The sequence below is a fragment of the Nocardia sp. CNS-044 genome, assembly GCF_059570515.1.
Window position 1 is genome coordinate 665430 of record NZ_JCANSX010000009.1, and the last position, 20935, is coordinate 686364.

Annotated in this window: 20 protein-coding genes; 6 read left to right on the forward strand and 14 right to left on the reverse strand. The window is 69.8% G+C overall.

The genetic code is table 11. The features are described from left to right. Positions 1–172 precede the first annotated feature (172 nt). From T333_RS25770 to T333_RS25795, 6 genes are all read right to left on the reverse strand, one after another. Complete coding sequence (locus tag T333_RS25770) at positions 173–376, reverse strand: tautomerase family protein (protein ID WP_496426102.1); 204 nt, start codon at positions 374–376, stop codon at positions 173–175. Beyond that, positions 376–1113, reverse strand: a complete 738-nt coding sequence (locus tag T333_RS25775; protein WP_357256396.1) for an SDR family NAD(P)-dependent oxidoreductase — start codon at positions 1111–1113, stop codon at positions 376–378. The genes T333_RS25770 and T333_RS25775 overlap by 1 nt, the downstream gene beginning before the upstream one ends. A 79-nt stretch (positions 1114–1192) precedes the next feature. Then, entirely contained in the window at positions 1193–1783 is a 591-nt protein-coding gene (locus T333_RS25780) for an LmrA/YxaF family transcription factor (protein WP_357256395.1), read from the reverse strand. Between the two features lie 24 nt (positions 1784–1807). Further along, the gene (locus T333_RS25785; protein WP_496426103.1) at positions 1808–2341 is read right to left on the reverse strand and encodes a gamma-glutamylcyclotransferase family protein; all 534 of its coding nucleotides are present in this window, start codon (positions 2339–2341) and stop codon (positions 1808–1810) included. A 114-nt stretch (positions 2342–2455) separates the two neighbouring features. Further along, positions 2456–3235 carry an MBL fold metallo-hydrolase gene (locus tag T333_RS25790; RefSeq protein ID WP_496426104.1) on the reverse strand — a complete coding sequence of 260 codons (780 nt, stop codon included), beginning with the start codon at positions 3233–3235 and terminating at the stop codon, positions 2456–2458. A gap of 73 nt (positions 3236–3308) precedes the next feature. Beyond that, positions 3309–4217 (reverse strand): hydrogen peroxide-inducible genes activator, encoded by a 909-nt coding sequence (locus T333_RS25795; RefSeq protein WP_354999559.1) that lies wholly within the window; start codon positions 4215–4217, stop codon positions 3309–3311. Positions 4218–4325: 108 nt separating this feature from the next. Here T333_RS25795 and T333_RS25800 point away from each other — a divergent pair, with 108 nt between their 5' ends. The 3 genes from T333_RS25800 to T333_RS25810 all read left to right on the forward strand — a co-directional run bounded on the left by T333_RS25800 (position 4326) and on the right by T333_RS25810 (position 6401). Beyond that, positions 4326–4913, forward strand: a complete 588-nt coding sequence (locus T333_RS25800; protein WP_354999558.1) for a peroxiredoxin — start codon at positions 4326–4328, stop codon at positions 4911–4913. A gap of 108 nt (positions 4914–5021) precedes the next feature. After that, complete coding sequence (gene ahpD / locus T333_RS25805; protein ID WP_253808802.1) at positions 5022–5561, forward strand: alkylhydroperoxidase, AhpD family; 540 nt, start codon at positions 5022–5024, stop codon at positions 5559–5561. Between the two features lie 165 nt (positions 5562–5726). Then, positions 5727–6401, forward strand: coding sequence for a PhzF family phenazine biosynthesis protein (locus T333_RS25810; protein WP_496426136.1), 675 nt, complete (start codon positions 5727–5729; stop codon positions 6399–6401). Positions 6402–6410: 9 nt separating this feature from the next. Here the strand turns inward: T333_RS25810 and T333_RS25815 are convergent, their stop codons facing one another. The 4 genes from T333_RS25815 to T333_RS25830 form a co-directional block, all read right to left on the reverse strand. After that, positions 6411–7091 (reverse strand): DUF5134 domain-containing protein, encoded by a 681-nt coding sequence (locus T333_RS25815; RefSeq protein WP_496426105.1) that lies wholly within the window; start codon positions 7089–7091, stop codon positions 6411–6413. Between the two features lie 127 nt (positions 7092–7218). After that, positions 7219–9048 carry a vWA domain-containing protein gene (locus T333_RS25820; protein ID WP_496426106.1) on the reverse strand — a complete coding sequence of 610 codons (1830 nt, stop codon included), beginning with the start codon at positions 9046–9048 and terminating at the stop codon, positions 7219–7221. A gap of 2 nt (positions 9049–9050) precedes the next feature. Continuing rightward, positions 9051–10109, reverse strand: a complete 1059-nt coding sequence (locus tag T333_RS25825; RefSeq protein ID WP_496426107.1) for an AAA family ATPase — start codon at positions 10107–10109, stop codon at positions 9051–9053. A 77-nt stretch (positions 10110–10186) separates the two neighbouring features. Further along, positions 10187–11239: an AraC family transcriptional regulator gene (locus tag T333_RS25830; RefSeq protein WP_496426108.1), complete on the reverse strand. Its 1053-nt coding sequence runs from the start codon at positions 11237–11239 to the stop codon at positions 10187–10189. Positions 11240–11458: 219 nt separating this feature from the next. Between T333_RS25830 and T333_RS25835 the strand changes: the two genes are divergently transcribed. Continuing rightward, a complete protein-coding gene (locus T333_RS25835) occupies positions 11459–12169 on the forward strand; it encodes an SDR family NAD(P)-dependent oxidoreductase (RefSeq protein ID WP_354999553.1) in 711 nt (236 codons plus the stop codon). Between the two features lie 29 nt (positions 12170–12198). Here the strand turns inward: T333_RS25835 and T333_RS25840 are convergent, their stop codons facing one another. After that, on the reverse strand, positions 12199–13836 hold the full coding sequence (locus tag T333_RS25840) for an acyl-CoA synthetase (protein ID WP_496426109.1): 1638 nt from the start codon (positions 13834–13836) through the stop codon (positions 12199–12201). A 104-nt stretch (positions 13837–13940) separates the two neighbouring features. On the opposite strand from T333_RS25840, the gene T333_RS25845 reads away from it, so the two are divergent. Further along, a complete protein-coding gene (locus T333_RS25845) occupies positions 13941–14429 on the forward strand; it encodes a GNAT family N-acetyltransferase (RefSeq protein WP_357257062.1) in 489 nt (162 codons plus the stop codon). A gap of 9 nt (positions 14430–14438) precedes the next feature. On the opposite strand, the gene T333_RS25850 is transcribed toward T333_RS25845, so the two are convergent. Both T333_RS25850 and T333_RS25855 read right to left on the reverse strand, forming a co-directional pair. Beyond that, complete coding sequence (locus T333_RS25850; RefSeq protein WP_357257066.1) at positions 14439–15662, reverse strand: aminotransferase family protein; 1224 nt, start codon at positions 15660–15662, stop codon at positions 14439–14441. Between the two features lie 282 nt (positions 15663–15944). Then, on the reverse strand, positions 15945–16109 hold the full coding sequence (locus tag T333_RS25855) for a hypothetical protein (protein WP_354999549.1): 165 nt from the start codon (positions 16107–16109) through the stop codon (positions 15945–15947). A 139-nt stretch (positions 16110–16248) separates the two neighbouring features. On the opposite strand from T333_RS25855, the gene hrpA reads away from it, so the two are divergent. Beyond that, a complete protein-coding gene (hrpA, locus tag T333_RS25860) occupies positions 16249–20322 on the forward strand; it encodes an ATP-dependent RNA helicase HrpA (RefSeq protein WP_496426110.1) in 4074 nt (1357 codons plus the stop codon). 82 nt (positions 20323–20404) lie between these two features. Here hrpA and nrdR read toward each other — a convergent pair whose 3' ends face one another. Beyond that, positions 20405–20875, reverse strand: a complete 471-nt coding sequence (gene nrdR / locus T333_RS25865; protein ID WP_067779472.1) for a transcriptional regulator NrdR — start codon at positions 20873–20875, stop codon at positions 20405–20407. Positions 20876–20935 lie beyond the last annotated feature (60 nt).

The following is a 20935-nucleotide window of genomic DNA, read 5'->3' on the forward strand; positions in this document are numbered from 1 at the left end:
CGCGGGCACTCTCCGTAACGCAACGCCGTGCCGAATACGGTACCCGAATCCCTTGCCGTGCGACCGCTTTCCCGCCGCGCCGCCCTGCGGCGAACCACCCGGAAACGCCGACACCCGGCGGCGCGAGGCCGGAACCGCGTTCCGGGCCGATCGCGTCCGCCGGGCGTCCCGCTCAGGAATTGCGCGCGCGCCAATCCGCCACGTTCATCCCGCCGACACCCCAATCGGTCAGCGGCACTTCGTCGATCACCACGAACGTGCTCGCCGGATCCTTGCCGAGCACCTCCCGAAGCAGGTCGGTGACGCCCTTGATGAGCTGGGTCTTCTGCTCGGCGGTCACGCCTTCGTCGGTGACCTTGATGTTGACGTACGGCATTACGCTGCCCTCCCGGAAATGAACCCGCCGTCGACGGGGAATATATGGCCTGTGGTGAATTCCGCGTCCGCCAGATAGAGGACGGCTGCGGTGGTCTCGGCGACCTCGCCGATACGGTTGAGCAAAGCCAAACGGCCCGAGGCTTTTTCGTCGCCGTCACCGAAGAGCGGGGTGCGGACGATGCCCGGCGCGACCAGGTTGACCCGGATGCCGTCGACCGCGAGTTCGGCCGCGAGGCTGGTGGTGAGCGCGTGTACGCCACCCTTGCTGACCAGCGCGGCGGAGGCGGGCAGCCCGGCGAGCGCGTGGTTGATCAGGACGGTGCCGATGTTCACGATGCTGCCGCCGCCACCCTGCTCGCGCAGCCTGCGCACCACCGCCTGGGTGGTGAAGTAGGTGCCCTTGAGGTTGCCGTTCAGGTAGCTGTCCAGTTCCGCCTCGGTGACGTCGACGAACGGCTTGGCTCCGAAGATGCCCGCGTTGTTCACCAGCACGTCCACCCGGCCGAACCGCTCGACCGCGGTCCGCACGAGCGCGGAACCCGTTGCGGCCGAGCCGATGTCGCCGATCACCTCGGCCACCCGTTCGGGCGCGCCCAGCTCGGCGGCGACCGCGGCGAGCTTGTCCGGGTCGCGCCCGTTGATCACCACGTTGTCGCCGCGGGCCACCAGCGCCCGTGCGACATCGCGACCGATCCCGCTGGAGGATCCGGTCACGATGACCGTTTTGGCTGTCATGTTGATTCCCTTCTCATATGATACGACCGGTCGTATTGGAATAGACAAAGTAGTCAGCTGCCCTGCTGGGCAAGCGAATTCAGGGGCGGAAGTAGTCGTCCAGGAGACGCCGCAGGCACTTGTGCAGCGGTTCCAGCGAGCGGTCGATCTTCATCCGGATCACCGCCCCCTCCCAGGACTCGATGAGCAGGTCGGCGAGTTCCTCGGCCGGGATGTCGCCGCGCACCAGATCGCGCTCCTGCGCCTCGAGCAACGCCTTGGCGACGCCGTCGCGCCAGCCGCGGAACGCACCGGACAGCGACTCGCGCAGCGTCTCGCTGCCCTCCAGCTCGCCGCCCAGGTTGGCGATCAAACACCCACCGGTGAAATCGGTTTCGACGAACTCGTCCATCTGCTTGGCGAAGAATGTCCGCAACCCGGTCACCGGATCGGGGGCGGGCCCGAGCGCCTCGGCGAGGTTTCGCTGGATGCAGCGGGAGTGGTAGTCGATGACCGCCTGCCCGAAGCTCTCCTTGCTGTCGAAGTAGTTGTAGAACGAGCCTTTCGGCACGCCGACCGCGTCGAGCACCTGCTTGATGCCGGTGCCGTGGTAGCCGTTCGCCAGAAAACCGGCGGCGCCCTCCTCCACCAGGAGCTGGCGGGTGTCGTCACTGCGTCGCGGTCGTGCCATGCGAAGAAATATACGACCGGTCGTCTAGGAATTGCAATCGGTGGGTTCGATAGTCCGGCGCCAGCCCGCGCACCGGGTGGCGAATACGGTCAGATGTTCGGCGGCGAATTCCTCGGCGCGCCAGTCGTGCGGGGTGACATCGGCGGTCCACACGTAGGTCCACACCACGCCTGGTGCAGAGCGCGCGGTTCCCGCGAGATCGGGATTCTCCGGCCGACGCCCCCAGCGCGCGCCAGGATCGTCGCCGAAATCCACCGGGCGCAAGTCGTATTCGTCGTCCTCGAAGGCATCCAGCACCGCCCACTCCCCCGCGCTCAAACCCGAGAGCACGACGCCACGCACCGTCGCTCGCACCGAGGAGACCAGCCCTGGATACACCCGGCCGGGCAGCGCGGCCGCCCGCCATCCGGTCAGTTCGACGGGCGCTAGATCGGGGCAGCGTCCGAGCAACGGGAGCAGCACCTCGGGGAATTGCAGGGTGCCGTAGACGAAGAGCGCATGCTCGGTTGTGGACACCCGCGCGAGGCGTCCACCGGGGCGGTTGCCGATCACCTCCACACCTCACTCCTCTCCGGCGTTGTCACCACTGTGCCCGATTCGAGTTTGCCCCATTCGACGCCGCGCCTGATCCCCACCGCCACCGACCGTTCCACCAGGCGAACCGGAACGGCGTCAATCCCGCCCCGCCAGCCGGGCGAACGCGTCGGGGTCGTGGGACGAGAACACGGCGATCTCCGCACCGTGCGCCCGATTGAGTTCGAGGAGACGTTCGCGGTTCTGCCGGAAGTCGTTCGAGCCGAGCGAACGCAACTCCATCAACTGCCAGATCAGCGGGGTTCGCGGGCGCACCGGGTCGATCTCGCTGCCGACGTAGAAGGCGTCGCCCGCGTGCAGCAGCCAGCCGTCGCCGGTGTCGACCGCCACGCCCACGTGTCCCTCGGTGTGGCCGTACAGCGGGACGACGAGAATCTCCGCGGGCAGGCCGGGCAGGTCGCGGACCGCGCGGAAACCGAACCAGTCCGCGCCGCCGTCGATCTCGTTGGTCAGCCACTTCGGCCGGTGCGCCCACTGCGCCGGTTGGTAGCGCAGCCGGTCGAACAACCCCTTCGACGAATTCGCCGCGCGCAGTTCCGGGCCGTGCACGTGCACGGTCGCGTCCGGGAAATCGACCAACCCTCCCGCGTGGTCCAGATCCAGATGGGTGAGCACGATGTCGCGGACGTCGGCCGGGTCGTAGCCGAGCGCTTGGATCTGCCGAATCGCCGTCTCCCGTTCGAGCAGCTTGGCGCCCAGCGAGAATCGCGCTGGCCCCATCATCCGTCCCGGATCTCGCACGCACTCCAGGCCGTAGCCGGTATCGACCAGGACGAGCCCGGTATCGGTCTCGATCAACAGGCAGTGGTCGACCATGCCCAACGTCATCGACCCGCAGTTCAGGTGGTGAATCCGCACCAGCCGAGCGTCCCAGCCGCCGAACCCGCGGTCAATGCCACGAAGAGCTCGTTACGGGGGACCGCTCGATGCCTCACATCGGCCGATGCGCGCGGATGATGGCGGCGAGGTATTCGTAGTCGTCGCTGCGGGCGCTCGAGGCGCGGAACGCGAGACCGATGGTGCGGCCGGGCGCCGGATCGGCGAAGCGCGCGGTCTCCAGTGTGCCCCTGGCGGTTTCGGCGGGCACGGCCATTTCCGGGATCAACGTGACGCCGAGGCCGCCCGCGACGCATTGGACGACGGTGGCGAGCGAGGCGGCGCGGGTGTCGCCGACCGCGCCGGGGTGGACGTCGACCGAACGGCACAGGTCGAGCGTCTGGTCGCGCAGACAGTGCCCCTCGTCGAGCAGCAGCAGCGGCAGCGTGCCGAGCACCGCGGGCGCGATGTCCTTGCGCCCGGCCAGCGCGTGGCCGCGCGGGGTCACCAGCACGAATTCCTCGGTGTAGAGCGGAATCTCCACCAACCCCGGGTTCTCGGTGGGCAGTGCGAGCAGCGCGACGTCGAGCACGCCGGTGCGCAATCCCTCCAGCAGACGCGCGGTCTGGTCCTCGACGACCTGCGGCACCAGCGCGGGCAGTCGCTTGCGCAGCTCGGGCAGCAGAGCGGGCAGCACGTAGGGCGCCACCGTCGGAATGATCCCCATCCGCAGCGTGCCGCCGAGCCCGTCGCCGGTGGCCGAGGCGACGAAGCGGTCGGCGGCCTCCAGCGTCGCCATCGCCTGTGGCAGCAACCGCATTCCGGCCGCGGTGACGAGGACGCGGCGCGTGCTGCGCTCGATCAGCTGGAGTCCCAGTCCGTTTTCGAGCGCGGCCAATGCTTGCGATAACGTGGGCTGGCTCACACTGAGCCGGGCGGCCGCGGTGCCGAAATGCCGGTATTCCGCGATCGCCACGAACGCACGCAGCTGCGAAAGTGTCGGCTGATAAGTCTGATCAGTCACGCCTATCAGTGTAGTGCGACTGATCACCTTTACCTTTCACTGCCCTTTGTGCAAGATCACAGAGAACTTCGCACGCCCAAAACCCCACGAAGGACGAGGAGACAAAGCATGGCCCTGCTGACCATCGGCGACCAGTTCCCGGCATACAACCTCACCGCGGTCATCGGCGGTGATCTGTCGAAGGTCGACGCTCAGCAGCCTGACGACTACTTCACCCAGGTCACCAGCGACGATCACGCGGGCAAGTGGCGGATCGTCTTCTTCTGGCCGAAGGACTTCACCTTCGTCTGCCCGACCGAGATCGCCGCGTTCGGCAAGCTGAACGAGGAGTTCGCCGACCGCGACGCGCAGGTGCTCGGCGCCTCGGTGGACAACGAGTTCGTCCACTTCCAGTGGCGCGCGCAGCACGAGGACCTGAAGACCCTGCCGTTCCCGATCCTGTCGGACCTGAAGCGCGAGCTGGCCACCGCCACCGGCGTGCTCAACGCCGACGGTGTCGCCGACCGCGCGACCTTCATCGTCGACCCGAACAACGAGATCCAGTTCGTCTCGGTCACCGCCGGTTCCGTGGGCCGCAACGTCGACGAGGTGCTGCGCGTGCTCGACGCCCTGCAGTCCGACGAGCTGTGCGCCTGCAACTGGAAGAAGGGCGACCCGACCATCAACGCCGGTGAGCTCCTCGCCGCCAGCGTCTGATCCGGAACACCCACTCCCCGAACAGATCCCGCTCCCCGCTCCGGCGGGGAGCGTCTTCGAGAACATCCCCGCGCTCGCCGGGCCTGACACACACAGAGGAAACGTCGAATGAGCATTGAGAACCTGAAGAACTCCCTTCCCGAGTACGCCAAGGACCTCAAGCTCAACTTGTCATCGATCGCGCGCACCACCGTGCTGAACGAACAGCAGCTGTGGGGCACCCTGCTCGCGTCGGCGGCCGCGACCCGGTCGGCGACCACGCTGCGTGAGATCGCCGAGGAAGCCGCCGACATCCTGTCGGCGGAGGCGTACAACGCCGCGCTAGGCGCCGCCTCGATCATGGGCATGAACAACGTGTTCTACCGGGGCAAGGCGTTCCTCGGCGGCCGCTACGACGACCTGCGGGCCGGTCTGCGCATGCAGATCATCGGCACTCCCGGCGTCGACAAGGCCGATTTCGAGCTGTGGTCCTTCGCCGTCTCCTCGATCAACGGCTGCGCCCACTGCCTGGAGGCGCACGAGCACACCCTGCGCGAGGCCGGTGTCTCCCGCGAGGTGATCTTCGAGTCGCTGCGCGCCGCCGCCATCGTGGCCGGTGTCGGCCAGGCCGTGCAGTCCACCGAGACGCTCGCCGCCGCGTCAGTCTGACGCCGCGACGACCCGGTAGCCCCGTCTTTTCTCGGACGGGGCTTCCGGCATTTTCCACCTAGACCGGCCTCGCGGGGAGTGATCGGCGCCACGTTTGCTCTGCGGTAGCCGATGGTACGAGCCGGTAGGCTCGCGTGCATGGGCACACAGGATGAACCGGAAGCCATGGGCACGCGGGTCGAGGTGGTGCGCGTATTCACGGATGCGACCGGACGCCTCGGCAATCCACTGGGCATCGCCCGTGCGAAGGACGTCGGCGAGACCGATCCGCAGGCTCTCGCGGCGCGGGCGGGCTACAGCGAGACGGTCGTCGTCGAGGACCCGGTCGCCGAGATCGCCCGCATGCGGATCTACACCCCGGCCGTCGAACTCCCGTTCGCCGGACATCCGTCGGTCGGCACCGCGTGGTGGCTCGCCGAACAGGGCATCCCTGTGCGAGTGCTCGACATGCCTGCCGGACCGGTGCCCGTCGAGGTGGCCGACGGCCTGACCTGGATCAAGGCGCGCGGCGAGTGGGCGCCGGACTTCACCTTCCATCAGCTCGACAGCCTCGATGAGCTGGCCGCGGCGCGGCCCGAGGAGTACCCCGGTGGACCGCACTACCTGTGGTGCTGGACCGAGGAGCACCGTGCCACGCTGCGTTCGCGAATGTTCGCTCCCACCATGGGCATCGAAGAGGACGAGGCCACCGGCGCGGCAGCGGTCGCGCTCACCGCTCGGCTGCGCCGCAGCCTGATCATCACGCAGGGCCAGGGCTCGCAGTTGTTCACCGAGTGGGACTCCGACGGCTGGGTGCGTCTCGGCGGTCGCGTCGTCGCCGAAACCGTCGTAGAAATCTGATTCCCGGTCTCATCCGAGCGCCGCGGCGACGAGCATGTACGCCATACCGAGATCCATCACCACGTGCGGCACGACGGCCGCCGACCGGATCGCGCCGACCGAGTGCGCGATCCGGTGCCATCCGCCGCCGCGCAGGAACAGCACCGCGAGCGCGTCGGCGAGGAAAAGCGCGGCGAGCGCAGAGGCCGCGACGGGCGGCGGTCCCGCATGGCCGGCGGCCGAATGCCCGGACATCGCGTAGAGCATGGCCGCGGCGGCGAACGCGTGATACCCGATCGCGAAGATCTGTCCCGCCGAGGCGTTCTCGCGCGTCGCGCGCCATTCCACGATCCGGCCGACGAGCAGCGCGCCGAACGCGACCGTCATGGCGATCAGCACGCCACGCACGGCGTGCGGGCTGGCTCCGGTCGGGAAGAGCAGCATCGCCAGCATGATCAGGCACATGACCAGATGGGCGGCATCCGACTCTTGGTGTGCGGCCTGCGGGTGAGATGAGATGCGCTGGGAAGCAACCCGGTTCGAACCCGCGGGCGATTCGAGGATTCTCGCACCACCTATCCCCTGATCGACCGAGCCCGCGTTCCCGCGAACGGGTCCCGCCAACCGCAACGTCACGATCGCGGACGCCACCAGGAACGCCGCCACCACCGACCACCGCAACGCGGCGTATTCCTGCACGAACTCGGCCACACCCCACCACCTTTCGCCGCGGCGATCGTGAGACAGCCCTTCCATGCTCGCATTCCGGACGGGGTTAGGGTGCCCTTTCTCGCTACTCCGAGCGTGAGCTACCGACGCCGTCCTCGGACACCCCGGCTCACCGCATCCGGAAGACCGGACCATTCGGCCGAAACGGCAGCGACGCGCCCGCGGGCACGAGGTAGGCGTGCTCACGGCGCACCCGCAGCACATCGCAGGCGCCGTCGGTGATGATCAGAATCGGTCCGTCGGCGGGAAAGTCGTCGGCGCGTTCGAGCAGCCGAACTCCGGGCTGCAAGACCGTGCCGCCGCGGCCGCGCACGCGCACGCCGCGCGCGATCTCCTCGACCGGCAGGTATCCGGCGTCGTAGGCCGCGGCGTCGCAGTACACCACCCTGGCGCGCGGCACGTCTCTGGCCAGCGCGTAGGAAGCGATGGCGCCCAGACCTTTTCCGAGCAGCGCCGCGTCCATCGAGCCCGAGGTGTCGAGGACGACGCCGAAGGTCGGCAGCCGCGCGCTCTCCTCCGGCCGCACCCAGGCGGGGCGGGGGATGTCGGGCGTCGACGCCTGCCTGCGGGAGGCGCGGGCATAGCTGCGGCGCTTGTCGACCGAGGGGACGTGCTCGTCGAACCAGTGCGCCAGCTGCGCGTCCCACGGCAGCGGCGGCTGGTCCATGGCGCGGATCGCCTCTTCCAGCGCGGCGGGGAGGTAACCGCGCCCACTGTTGAGGTGATAGGCCAGGCCGGTGGTCAGCGCGTTGCGGTAGTAGTCGTCCAGGTCGACGTAGCGTCCCGCGCCGCCGGAGTGCGGCAGCGGTTCGCCGAGCACGTCGCCGCGGCCGCGCCCGCGCAACGTGGCGAGCTTGCGCAATCGCCGCAGATCCGTCGCGATGCGGTCGTACACCTCTTCCGCCGAGCAGCCTTTCAGCGCGGGGTCGTAGAGCAGGCCCTCGGGCATGACCCCGACTCCCAGCTCCACCAGCCAGCCGTTCACCACGTAGTCGCACGCGATGTTGAACAGGTACGGGTCGCGCCAGGCGGTGCGTTCGCCGTGTCGCAGTGCGGCGTGCAGCATTTCGTGCGCGAGCACGAAGCGCCACTCCTCCTGGGTCAGCCCGGCCAGCGGGTTGACGTAGATCTCCGCCACCTCCGCGTTGACCGCCGCGATGGCGATATCCCAGCCGCGCGCCAGATCGGCGTCGGCGACGAGCGTCATCCCAGCCGCCAGCGCGCCGAGCAGCGGGTACGAGGAGACGAACCAGCTGAGCGCCGCGTCCCAGGCCTGCTGCGGCCGACGCCCGTCCGGTGTCGAATCGCCGCCCGCGACGGTCAACGCGTCGCGGGCGGCGGCGGCGATGCCCGCGGCGAAGCGCGCGGGGTCGTCGGCGCGCTCGGCCGCGGCGGCGCCGCTGATCAGGAAGTCCGGCGGGTCGTCGCGCCGGTACTCGACGGGGACGGCGGTGCCGCGCCAGCGCGCCGCGGTGGCGTGCTCGTCGGAAATGCTCGGCGTGGCGGGAAGTTCGGTCGGCCGACGCCCGATCTTCATCGTGGTCAGATACTGGTCGACGACCGCGCAGCAGGCGGCACGATAGGCTGGGTGCGGTTCGGCCGCGTCGCTGGACCAGCTTTTCGCCAGATGGCTGTCGGTGACGATATTCGCGGGATCCACGCCGCGCGGATCCATGTGCCCGAATCCGGCGTGCAGCAGACAGTGCGCGAAAACCCAGGCCCACTCGGCGGATTCGGCGCGGCGCTTCGGGTGGTAGCCGATGCCCCCGCCTGCTATGCGCGCCCACACCTCCGGCGAAGTCTGGCGCGGGTCGAGCTCGTAGAGCCGACCCGGCAGATATCGGAAGGCGCGGTGCGCCATGACCATGCCCCAGCCGTCCAGCACGGCCTCGCGCCAGGGGTCGACAGTCGCGCGGCGCTTCCCGCGCGCGGCGCCCACGACTATCGCCGCGCGGCCAGGCGCGGCAGGTCGCGGGTCACCTCGACCAGGAACCAGGAGGGCAGTACCGGCAGACCGTCGGCGTCCGAGGCGATCACCAACTGCGCGCATTCGACCGAGATCTCCGCCAGCTCGACGAGCATCGTCTTGGCCCGCAACACGAATCGGTGCGTCGCGGCGGAGACGTGCTTGCGGGAGCCGGGCAGGTCCTTGATCAACCGCGCGCGGAAGGTCTCGGACAGGAAGTGCAGCAGATCGCGGTCGCCGGGATCGCGCGGCCAGTCGGCCTCGCCCTCGAGCACGGCGTCCAGATCGTACGCGTGCCGGATGGTCCTGACGAAGGCGCGGAACCCCGAGGCGTGCGCGGGGGTCAGCGTGCCCGCCGCGAGCACCTCGAGCAACGTGTCGTCGAGATCGTCGCCGCAGGAGTGCAGCGCGTCGGAAAGCATGTGCCAGCCGCGCGGGGTGGAGAAGGGCGCCTCGGTCTTCGGCGCCGCCGACCACAGGTGATCGGGGCGCTGGGTCACGTAGCGCACCACCCACGGGTGAATGTCGTTGTGCGCGGCCCACTTCAGCCAGTCGTCCACGTCGGCCCGCAGGTGCAGGTGCACCATGCGGTTGACCAGCGCCGAGGCCATCGGACGGGCCAGCGCGTTGTCGGTGGCGCGGTTGCCCGCGCCGATCACCACCGAACCGGCGGGCAGCTCGTAGCCGCCGATGCGGCGGTCCAGGATCAGCGAGTAGAACGACTTCTGCACCTCGGGCGCCGCCGCGTTCAGTTCGTCGAGGAACAGGCAGTACGGCGTCGGCCGGGCGATGAGCTCGGGCGGCGCGAAGCGGCTGCGGTCGCCGACGATCTGCGGCACCCCGATCAGGTCCTCCGGCGCGAGCTGGGTGCCGAGCAGCGTGACGCACTCCAGCCCGAGCGATTCGGCGAACGAGCGCACCAGCGAGCTCTTGCCGATACCCGGTGCGCCCCAGAGAAACACCGGCCGCACCAAGGCGACATGCAGCAGCAACTCCGGCAGCTGGTCCGGAGTCACCGTGACCGTCGCCTCCATAACTTTCCTCCCCCGTCGAGAATTACGAGGGTCGAAGGTACGCGCGCCGACGCCGGCTCGGCCACCGGTTTTTCGCGTCAGATCGGGCGGCCGTGCCGTTCGGCGGCCGCGCGGGCGAACCGGCCAGGGGAGACGCCGCGCCACTGTTTGAACGCGTTGGAGAAGCTCGGCGCGCCCGAGTACCCCATGCGGTAGGCGACGTCCTCGACGGTCAGGCCGGTGGCGAGCAGTTCCTCGGCCAGGTTGCCATAGGTCTCGCTGCACAGCCTGCGATACGACGTGCCCTCGTCCGCTAGGCGGCGGCGCATGGTGCGCAGACTCATGTGCAACGCGGCCGCCACGTCCTCCTGCGAGACGCGCCCGCCCAGCCGGTGCAGCAGGACCTCCCGTACCGATCCGGCGATGCCCTTGGCAAGCCCCCGCCGCCGCAGCAGGTCCGCGCACTGCTCCTCGAACAGCGCCGCGGTGAGCGGGCTGGCTTGCGGCAGTGGGTCGTCGAAGCCCGCGGTGTCGAAGACGACCAGGTGCGGGCCGACGCCATCGGTTGCCGTGAGGCTGTACTGGTCCAGGATCGGTTGCAGCCGGGGACGCAGTCCCCAGGCGACCTGGCCGCCCAGAATCGGCGCTGGCGCGTGGTACACCGCCGTCCAGTTCGTCAGCAGCACAGCGACGTCCCGCTCCAGCAGGAAGCCGCGCAGTCGCGACGGCACGGCGCGGTCGTCGGCGTAGAGCAGCAGCGTGTCGTCCTGGTAGACGTGCCGGGTGCGGGCGAAAGTCGTGGTCATCCGGATGTAGCGCATCAGCAGGTCCACCGCCGAGCGCGCCGTCGGACTGCTGAGCAGCGCCAGCCCGAGCGCGCCGTAAGTCGTGACGTGCGTGCGCATTCCGGCTTCCAGGCCGAGGCCGGGTCGGTCGTCGAACCGGGTGACGATATTGCCGATGAGAGCCAGCTCCTGCGCGGCGGTGACTTCCATGCCCGGCGTCGTGAGCTGCGCGGGCTCGATCCCGGTGTCGCGCAAGCATTCCGCGAGCGGCAGACCGTGGTCGCGCGCCACTTCGACCAGCACAGCCGACAAGGTCACCGAGCGCCGCCACTCCCACGAGGACACCGCTTCATCGTCGTCCGGCATGGCCGGATTCCGCATGGTTTTGGCCGGACATCGCAAGGACAGCCGGACGTCCTGTCCGTCCGGACGGTGGGCGCGGCGAACACCTCACGGTCGGGCGGCACAACTGGCCGATATCCGAAATGTCCTGACCCGACATCGCATGGCATCGACACCGCGCCGCGCCCTACCGTCGAGGCCCGAGGCGAAAGCGGGCGAAATCACATGTCGAAGAAGACACTTGTGGGCAAACGGGTAGCGATCACCGGAGGCGCGCACGGCGTCGGCCGCGAGATCGCGCTGGCCTTTCTCGCGGCCGGCGCGGACGTGGCGCTCGGGGACTGCGACACGGGACGGGCCCGCGCGGTGGCCGAGCAGTTCGCGCGAATGCACGGCGGCACCGCCGTGGGCCTCGCGCTGGACACCGCCGACAGTGCGCGGTTCGCCGAGTTCCTCGCCCGCGCCGAACGCAAACTCGGCGGGCTGGACGTGGTGGTGAACGCCGCCGACACCGCGCCGAGCGGATCGTTCCTGAGCGAGTCCGAGATCGAATCGGATCACCAGATCGACGTCAACCTGCGCGCGGTGATCAACGGATCCCGTTTGGCCGGAAGACGTTTCGTGGAGCAGGGACACGGCCACATCGTCAACATCGGCTCGGCGGTCGGCGTCACCGCGGCACTCGGCGCGGCCGTCTACAGCGCGACCAAACACGCCGTCGTCGGCCTCGGCACCGCGCTGCACCGCGGCCTCGCCGAACAAGGCGTGCTGGTCAGCACCATCGCCCCCGGCTATGCCCCGGCCCCCGAACTGGTCGCCGACGCCATCGTCGACTGCGTCGAACACCGCAGAAGCGGACTCGTCGTGGTCCCACCCGACGGCTGGCTCCGCACCGCACTCCCCGACCGCGCCCGCCTCCGCCACACCATGCGCCGCCTGTTCGGCATGGACTGACCCATTCCCGTGTCCCAGCCGGACTCGTTCTAACCCATCTCCCGCAGGACGCGTTTGAGGACTTTGCCGGTGGGGTTTCTCGGGAGTTGGTCGACGAAGAGGACGTCGCGGGGGACCTTGAAGCGGGCCAAGTGGGTTTTGACGTGGTCGCGCACCTCGTCTTCGGTGAGGGTGTGGCCGGGGCGGACGACGATGACCGCGCGCAGGCGCTGGCCGTGTCGGTCGTCCTCGACGCCGAAAGCGCTCACTTCCTCGACCGCGGGGTGGGCGGCGAGCAGTTCCTCGACTTCGCCGGGGAAGACGTTCTCGCCGCCGGAGACGATCATGTCGTCGTCCCTGCCGTCGATGAAAAGCCGTCCCGCGCTGTCGAAATGGCCGACGTCGCCGGTGGACATCAGGGAGCCGATGCGGTCTTTGTCTCCCCCGCCGGTGTAACCCTCGAACTGGTAGTTGTTGCCGACGAAGATGCGTCCGGTGCGGCCTTGCGGCAGCTCGGCGTCGTTCTCGTCGAAGATCTTGACGGTGGTGCTGGGCACCGGGGTGCCGACGCAGCCGGGCTCGACCGCCAGGTCGGCGGGCGTGGCGATGGTCGCGTACGCCACCTCGGTAGAGCCGTAGACGTTGTAGACCACGGGACCGAACGCCTCGGTGACCCGCACACACAGCTCGGCGCCCAACTGCGAGCCCGCGACGAAGACGATCCGCAGCCGCGAGAAGTCGAGTCCCGCACGGGCTTCCGCCCCGAGATCGACCAGCCTCTGCAGCATCACGGGCACGGTGATCAACGCGGTGGCGCGATTGCGGTGCAGGCTGTCGAGTACCGCCTGCGGATCGAAGCGCCGCCGGATCACCAAAGTCGAGCCGAAACCGACGGCCATGATGGCGTGCGCGAAGCCGAGGGTGTGGAACAGCGGCGCCGGGCATTCGGTGATCTCTCGGGCGCGGAACGGCACCCGGCCGAGGATGGCGCCCAGCGGCGCCAGCGAGGTCGGCTCCCGGCGCGGCGCCCCTTTGGGGGTTCCGGTGGTGCCGCTGGTCAGCAGGATGATCCGGGCGGCGGTGCTCGGTCGGCGCGGTGGTTTTCTGGAGCCGCCCGCGATCAGGTTCTCCAGCGTGTCGACCGCGGGCGCGTCGGTCCAGGCGCGGTAGCGGCCGCGCGGTGTGCGCAGATCGCCCAGGATGCCCGCGTATTCGTCGTCGTAGACCAGCAGATCGGCGCCTTCGCGCGCCAGGACCTCGCGCAGCTGCGGCCCGGCGAAATCGGTGTTCAGCAGGATGATCTTGGCGCCGCACTTGGCCGCGGCGAACACCGCGTAGTGGAAGCCGCGGTGGTTGCGCGCGAGCACGGCCACGCCTTCGCCGTCGCGTAGACCGCGCGCCCGCCAGGCGTTGGCCAGCGCGGTGGTGCGTTCGTCGAGCTCGCGAAAGCTCACCGTGCCCAGTTCATCGATGATCGCGGCCCGGTGCCGGTAGCGCAGTGCGGCCACCGTCACCAGTCCCCCGAGCATCCCCGACCGCAGCACCGCGAAACCGATGCGCGCCAGCCGATCCGGCCGTTGCGGGGTGGCCAGGCCCGCGCGCACCGCGAGGCTCGCGTAGTAGGTCTCGTCGGCGACGCGGCGGGCCGCGCCGACCACGACGGAGCCGACGCTGTTGACACGGTTCATGGATCCACCTGAGCTGAAGCGCGCGGAACGAGGACGAGTGTCCTCACAGTAAGGTGTCTCACACAGTTCCGTCGAGGGTTCGCTTCGCGACCATAATGGTCGGTATGTCGAGCCACGCCGAGGAACAGCGCACCGCCGCGCGCATCGCCGTCGACGACCTCACCGGCTCCGACATCATCGCCCTGCTAGCCACCCACTTGGCCGAGATGCGAGCCAACTCCCCCGACGACAGCATGCACGCGCTCGACCTGTCCGAGCTGCGCCATCCCGACATCACCTTCTGGAGCGTGCGCGAGGAGGCGGAACTCCTGGGCTGTGGAGCGCTGAAACAGCTCGACGCGACCCACGGTGAGATCAAGTCCATGCGCACCTCGGCCGAGCACACCGGTCGCGGCGTCGCCGCCACCCTGCTCGCGCACATCGTCGACGAGGCACGCGCCCGCGGCTACCGCCGACTCAGCCTGGAGACCGGCGCGGCACCGTATTATCTTCCCGCCCAACGCCTCTACGCGCGCCACGGTTTCGAGATCGGTCCGCCCTTCGCCGACTACACCGAAGATCCGCACAGCGTGTTCATGACGCTGGCACTGTGAGCCGGGGGATCAGCCCAGCGCCCGGGTGAACGCGGCGGTCAGCTCGTCGACCTGAGCGTCGGTCGTCACGAACGGCGGCGAGACCTGCATCGCCCCCTGTCCCGCAGCACGACTCGAAACACCCTGGGCGCGTAGCTCTTTGACGAACGCGGGCGCTTCGGCCGGATCCGCCAGCTGCACCGCCGCCACCGCACCGAGCCCGCTGCGCACCTCCGCCACCCGCGGATGCGCGGCCAACGGCGCGAGCTTCTCGTGCAAGGTCCGTTCCAGCCGGGCCGCCTCGGCGAGCAGGTTCTCGCGTTCGATGATGTCGAGGTTGACCAGCGCCGCGACCGCCGCGGCGGCGTGCCCGCCGTAGGTGTACCCGTGCCGCCACCACACGCCGCCGCCGAAGAACGGCTCGGCCGGTTCCGGCGCGACGAACACCGCGCCCATCGGCAGATAGCCGCTGGTGAGCCCCTTGGCGGTGGTCATGATGTCGGGCCGCAGGTCGAAGCGGCTCGAGGCGAACCAGCTTCCGCCGATGCGCCCGAATCCGGTGACGACCTCGTCGGCGACGAACAGGATCTCGTAGTCGTCGCAGATGCGCCGCACCTCGTTCAGGTACCCCTCCGGCGGCAGATACACCCCGCCCGCGCCGATGATCGGCTCGCAGAAGAAGGCGGCGATGTGTTCGGCGCCCACCTCCTCGATCAGCGCGAGCAGCGCCTTGGCGTCGTCCCACGCGACGGTGCGCGCGTCGGGCATGAGCTCGCCGTATCCCTCGCGGTTGAGCGGCAGTCCCGCCAACGCCGTTCCGGCGACGTGCATTCCGTGATACGCGCGCTCCCTGCCGACCACGATCGTCTTCTCCGGCCTGCCCACCTGGTGCCAGTAGCGCCTGGCCAGTTTGGCGGCGGTGTCGATCGCGTCCGATCCGCCCGAGGTGAAGAAGATCTTGCTGCCCGGCACCGGCGCGATCGCCGCGAGCCGCTCGGCGAGTTCCCGGGTGGGCGCTTCGGCGATGTCGCCGAAATTCGAGTAGTGCGCGATCTCGCGCAGCTGGGCGGCGACCGCGTCGGCGATCTCGCCGCGGCCGTGCCCGATGTTGGCGAACCACAGTCCGGCGGTGGCGTCGAGATATCGAGCGCCCGACTGGTCGTAGACGTAGGCGCCCTCGCCGCGCGCGATCACGAACGCGCCGTCCCGTTCGACGGCGCCCATATCGGCGAATCCATGCCACAACGCGCTCATGCCTTCGCCTCGCTGGCGCTCGGCTGCGGCATGCGCGAGGCGCGCTGGGACATGATTCGCTCACTTCGTTCGCTCATGCCTTCGCCTCGCTGGCGCTCGGCTGCGGCACGCGCGAGGCGCGCTGGCACATGATTCGCTCACTTCGTTCGCTCATGCCTTCGCCTCGCTGACGCTCGACTCCGGCACGCGCGAGGCGCGCTGGCACACGATTCGCTCATTACGTTCGCTCATGTCACCACCCTTACCTCAGCGAAGCCGAGATCGGACCGACCGCGACGCGGCTCACCCGCACCACGCCACCGCGACCGCCGCCACCGGAGCCCAGCCGCCGGGGCCGGGCCGACGCCATCGCTCGGCGCGCCCACCTGGTGCGGCCACCACACCGAGTACACCGAAGGCAACACCGCGTCCGCGCACCGCCGACGCCGCGTCCGAGCCCGCGTCCATGGGCCGATCCTCGCATACCTCGGCACGCGCGACCCGCCGATTCGGCACCCTCGGCACACGTTCGGCTATCGGTGTGGGCGCCCGCGGCAGCCCGGCAGCGGCGGGCGGTGAGGCCCGGCCCGGTAGGCTGGACGACGCAATGACCAGGACAGCTGATACCGGAACCCGCGAGCTCCGCACCCGCCTGGCGAATCTCTCCCTCCGCGACGAGTACCGGCTGCGACGTCGGCTGGACCGGGCGCGCGGCACGGACCTCGAGGAGATCGCCGCCGACATCACCGCCGCCGAGCTGCGCGTCGAAGCGCGCCGAGCCGCGGTGCCGCGGATCCGCTACCCCGAGCAGCTGCCCGTCACCGCCCGTCGCGCCGACATCGCCGAGGCGATCGCCGCCAACCAGGTGGTGATCGTCGCGGGCGAGACCGGCTCCGGCAAGACGACGCAGATCCCGAAGATCTGCCTGGAGCTGGGACGCGGCATCCGCGGCGCGATCGGGCACACCCAGCCGCGCAGGCTGGCCGCGCGCACCGTGGCCGAACGCATCGCCGAGGAGCTGGACACCGAGCTGGGCGACGTCATCGGCTACACGGTGCGGTTCACCGATCAGGCCTCCGAGCGCACCCTGGTCAAGCTGATGACCGACGGCATCCTGCTCGCCGAGATCCAGCGCGACCGCTTGCTGCGCCGCTACGACACGATCATCATCGACGAGGCGCACGAGCGCAGCCTCAACATCGATTTCCTGCTCGGCTACCTGAAGCAGTTGCTGCCGCGCCGCCCCGACCTGAAGGTGATCATCACCTCGGCGACCATCGATCCGGAGCTGTTCGCCAAGCATTTCGCCGACGAGAAGGGCACGCCCGCACCGATTGTCGAGGTGTCGGGCCGCTCCTACCCCGTCGAGCTCCGGTACCGGCCGCTGAGCCTCGAACTACCCTCCGCCGACGAGGACGACGAGGACACCCGCGTGGTGGACCGCGACCCCGTCGACGCGATCGGCGACGCGGTGCGCGAGCTGTTCGCCGAGGGCGACGGCGACGTGCTGGTCTTCCTCTCCGGCGAACGCGAGATCCGCGACACCGCCGACGCGCTGCGCGACCTGAAGCTGCCGCGCACCGAGATCCTTCCGCTGTACGCGCGGCTGTCCACCGCCGAGCAGCACCGCGTCTTCGCGCCGCACACCGGCCGTCGCGTGGTGCTGGCCACCAACGTCGCGGAGACCTCGCTGACCGTGCCCGGCATCCGCTATGTGATCGACCCCGGCACCGCGCGTATTTCCCGCTATTCGATGCGCACCAAGGTGCAGCGGCTGCCGATCGAACCGGTCTCGCAGGCCTCGGCGCGGCAGCGGTCCGGGCGCTGCGGCCGCGTCGCGGACGGCATCGCCATCCGGCTGTACTCCGAGGACGATTTCGAATCCCGGCCCGCGTTCACCGAACCGGAGATTTTGCGCACCAACCTGGCCGCCGTCATCCTCCAGATGACCGCGCTCGGGCTCGGCGACATCGAGAACTTCCCGTTCGTGGAGGCGCCGGACAAACGCGCGATCCGCGACGGCATCGCGCTGCTGGAGGAACTGGGCGCGCTGGCCCGCGGCGCGGCGGGCCCGGATGCCGCGTTGGCGCTGACCCCCGTCGGTCGCGAGATGGCGCAGCTGCCGGTCGATCCGCGCATGGCGCGGATGCTGGTGCAGGCCAACGGCAACGGCTGCCTGGCCGAGGTGCTGATCATCGTCGCGGCGCTGTCGATCCAGGACGTCCGCGAGCGGCCCGCCGAGTTCCAGCAGGCCGCCGACACCAAGCACGCGCGTTTCGTCGTCGAGGGCTCCGACTTCCTCGCCTACCTGCGGCTCTGGGACTACCTCACCGAGCAGCGAAAATCGCTGTCGTCCAATCAGTTCCGGCGGATGTGCCGGGAGGAGTTCCTGCACTACCTGCGGATCAGGGAGTGGCAGGACCTACACGGGCAGCTACGCACGATCACCAAGGGGCTGGGCTGGTCGGCCGACGGCCGCGGCTCTCGATCCGCCCGCGCGACAACGGAATCCGCCGATCACGGTGACGACGCCGCCGCATCGAACCGGCCCGGCAGGCGGCGCGGCGGCCGAGGGACGGTCAAGGCAGCGGACGTTCCGGTTGTCGCAGCCGAGAACGACGGCCTCCCTTGGGATTCCACCGCGATCCATCAATCGCTGCTGGCGGGCATGCTCTCGCACATCGGCGTGCGCGAGGCGGAGAGCCGGGAATTCCTCGGCGCGCGGGGCGCCAAGTTCATGATCTTCCCCGGCTCGTCGCTGGCGAAGAAGCCGCCGCGCTGGGTGATGGCCGCCGAGCTCGTCGAGACGTCGCGGCTGTTCGGCCGCATGGCGGCCAGGGTGGAACCCGAGTGGGCCGAGCGGCTGGCGGGCGATCTGGTCAAGCGCACCTACTCCGAGCCGCACTGGTCGTCCAAGCGCGGTTCCGCGCGGGCCTACGAGCGGGTCACGCTGTACGGGGTGCCGCTGGTGACGAGCCGACCGGTGGACTACGGCCGCATCGACCCCGAGGTGTCCCGCGAGCTGTTCCTGCGGCACGCGCTGGTGCAGGGCGAGTGGCAGACCAAACACGAGTTCTTCCACCGCAATCGGGAGCTGCTGGACGACGTGGCCGACCTCGAGCACCGGGCCCGCCGCCGCGACATCCTGGTCGACGACGAGGTGCTGTTCGGGTTCTACGACCAGCGCGTCCCCGCCGACGTCGTCTCCGCGCGGCATTTCGACAGCTGGTGGCGGACCGCGAAGCGGGAAGACCCGGCGCTGCTGGACTTCTCGAAGTCGACGGTGGTCAACGAGAACGCGGCGGCGCTGGATCCGACGGACTTCCCGGACGCGTGGCGCCAGGGCGAGCTGAGCTTTCCGCTGACCTACCAGTTCGAGCCGGGCCAGGAGGACGACGGTGTCACCGTGCGCATCCCGGTCGAGCAGTTGGCGCACGTGCGCGCCGTCGGCTTCGACTGGCTGGTGCCTGGCATGCGCGAGGAACTGGCCGCGGCGCTGATCAAGACGCTGCCGAAGTCGTTGCGGCGCAGCGTGGTACCCGCGCCGGACTTCGCCGCCGCCGCACTCGCCGCGCTCACCCCGCGCGCCGAACCGCTGCGCACCGGTCTGGCCAGGGAGCTGTCCCGGCTCGGCTCGGTGACGATCACGCCGAACGACCTCGATCCCGCCGCGCTGCCCGACCACCTGCGCATGACCTTCGCCGCGGTCGACACCCGCGGCGGGGTGCTGGCCAAGGGCAAGAGCCTGGCCGCGCTGAAGACGCGACTCGCCGAACAGGTCTCGGCCTCCGTGGCGCGTGCGACCGCGGGCGCCGAGCGCGCCGCGGCCACCGTGTGGACCTCGGAGTCCCTCGGCACCGTCGAGCCGACGGTGCGGCGGAAGGTCGCCGGGCAGACCGTAACCGGATACCCGGCACTGGTGCCCGAAGGCGAGGGCGTGGCGGTGCGAGTCCTCAGCTCGCCCGCCGAACAGGCCACCGCGATGCGGGCCGGCACCCGCGCCCTGGTCCTGCACGCGATACCGACCTCGGTGCGCACCGTCACCGCCGGACTCTCGCCCACGGATCGTCTTGCGCTGAGCCAGAATCCGTACGGCTCGCTGGAGGCGCTCGTCGAGGACTGCCGCGCGGCGGCCGCCGACGAACTGATCGCGGGCGCGGGCGGCCCGGTGCGCAGCCCGGACCGATTCGAGGCCCTCGTCGGCGCGATCCGCCCCAAGCTCGCGACCGAGGTGGCCCGCATCGTCCGCGCGGTGGTGCCGGTGCTGGCCGAGGCGCACGGGGTGACCTCGGCGCTGGGTGGCGTCGCCGAGCGCGACATAGCCGACGACGTCCGCCACCAGCTCGACGATCTGGTCTTCCCCGGCTTCGTCTCCGAATGGGGCAGCGCGCGCCTGCGGGACCTACCCCGCTACCTGCGCGCCGCGCTGGTGCGGTTGGAATCGCTGCCCGGTTCCGCCGTGCGCGACCGGCAGGGCATGGCCGAGATCGACCGTGTCCTCGCCGCGTACGACCGCTTGGTCGCCGCACTGCCCGACGGACGCAAGCAGGCGCCCGATGTCACCGAGATCTGGTGGATGATCGAGGAATTCCGGGTCAGCCTGTTCGCCCAGAAGCTCGGCACGCCGTATCCGGTGTCGGCGAAGAGGATCGAGAAGGCGATCGCGGCGATCCGCCGTTAGCCGGACCCGCGCGGACGATTGCCGGACCAAGCGACCGCGAGCCCGCCGGATTGCGTTCCGGCGGGCTCGGAGTCGGAGCGGATCAGTCTGCGGCGACGCCCGCCGCGGCGCGCGCCTCGCGCATCTCCCGTATCTCGCGTTCGAAGTCCTCGGCGGAGGTGAAGGACCGGTAGACCGAGGCGAAGCGTAGATAGGCGACCTCGTCGAGATCGCGCAGCGGGCCGAGGATCGCGAGACCGACCTCGTGGCTGGGCACCTCGGGCGAACCGGTCGCGCGTACGGCGTCCTCGACCTGCTGGGCCAGCAGGTTCAGTGCGTCGTCGTCGACCTCGCGGCCTTGGCAGGCGCGCCGCACGCCACGGATGACCTTCTCCCGGCTGAACGGTTCGGTGACGCCGCTGCGCTTGACCACGGACAGGATGGCGGTCTCGACCGTGGTGAAACGCCGCCCACAGTTCGGGCAGGAACGTCGACGGCGGATGGCCGCGCCTTCCTCGGCCTCGCGCGAGTCGACCACCCGCGAGTCAGGGTGTCGGCAGTACGGGCAATGCATCCGAGAGATCCTTCGTCGATGTACCCGGCACAAGGTATACCCCGGTTGACACGCGGTATA

Bases quoted from the DNA above. Each gene is read 5' to 3' on its own strand.
- T333_RS25825 (WP_496426107.1), bottom strand. From the start codon at position 10,109: ATGGAGGCGACGGTCACGGTGACTCCGGACCAGCTGCCGGAGTTGCTG.
- T333_RS25845 (WP_357257062.1), top strand. From the start codon at position 13,941: ATGTCGAGCCACGCCGAGGAACAGCGCACCGCCGCGCGCATCGCCGTC.
- nrdR (WP_067779472.1), bottom strand. From the start codon at position 20,875: ATGCATTGCCCGTACTGCCGACACCCTGACTCGCGGGTGGTCGACTCG.
- T333_RS25850 (WP_357257066.1), bottom strand. From the start codon at position 15,662: ATGAGCGCGTTGTGGCATGGATTCGCCGATATGGGCGCCGTCGAACGG.
- hrpA (WP_496426110.1), top strand. From the start codon at position 16,249: ATGACCAGGACAGCTGATACCGGAACCCGCGAGCTCCGCACCCGCCTG.
- T333_RS25770 (WP_496426102.1), bottom strand. From the start codon at position 376: ATGCCGTACGTCAACATCAAGGTCACCGACGAAGGCGTGACCGCCGAG.
- T333_RS25810 (WP_496426136.1), top strand. From the start codon at position 5,727: ATGGGCACGCGGGTCGAGGTGGTGCGCGTATTCACGGATGCGACCGGA.
- T333_RS25780 (WP_357256395.1), bottom strand. From the start codon at position 1,783: ATGGCACGACCGCGACGCAGTGACGACACCCGCCAGCTCCTGGTGGAG.
- T333_RS25775 (WP_357256396.1), bottom strand. From the start codon at position 1,113: ATGACAGCCAAAACGGTCATCGTGACCGGATCCTCCAGCGGGATCGGT.
- T333_RS25830 (WP_496426108.1), bottom strand. From the start codon at position 11,239: ATGCCGGACGACGATGAAGCGGTGTCCTCGTGGGAGTGGCGGCGCTCG.
- T333_RS25840 (WP_496426109.1), bottom strand. From the start codon at position 13,836: ATGAACCGTGTCAACAGCGTCGGCTCCGTCGTGGTCGGCGCGGCCCGC.
- ahpD (WP_253808802.1), top strand. From the start codon at position 5,022: ATGAGCATTGAGAACCTGAAGAACTCCCTTCCCGAGTACGCCAAGGAC.
- T333_RS25800 (WP_354999558.1), top strand. From the start codon at position 4,326: ATGGCCCTGCTGACCATCGGCGACCAGTTCCCGGCATACAACCTCACC.
- T333_RS25855 (WP_354999549.1), bottom strand. From the start codon at position 16,109: ATGGACGCGGGCTCGGACGCGGCGTCGGCGGTGCGCGGACGCGGTGTT.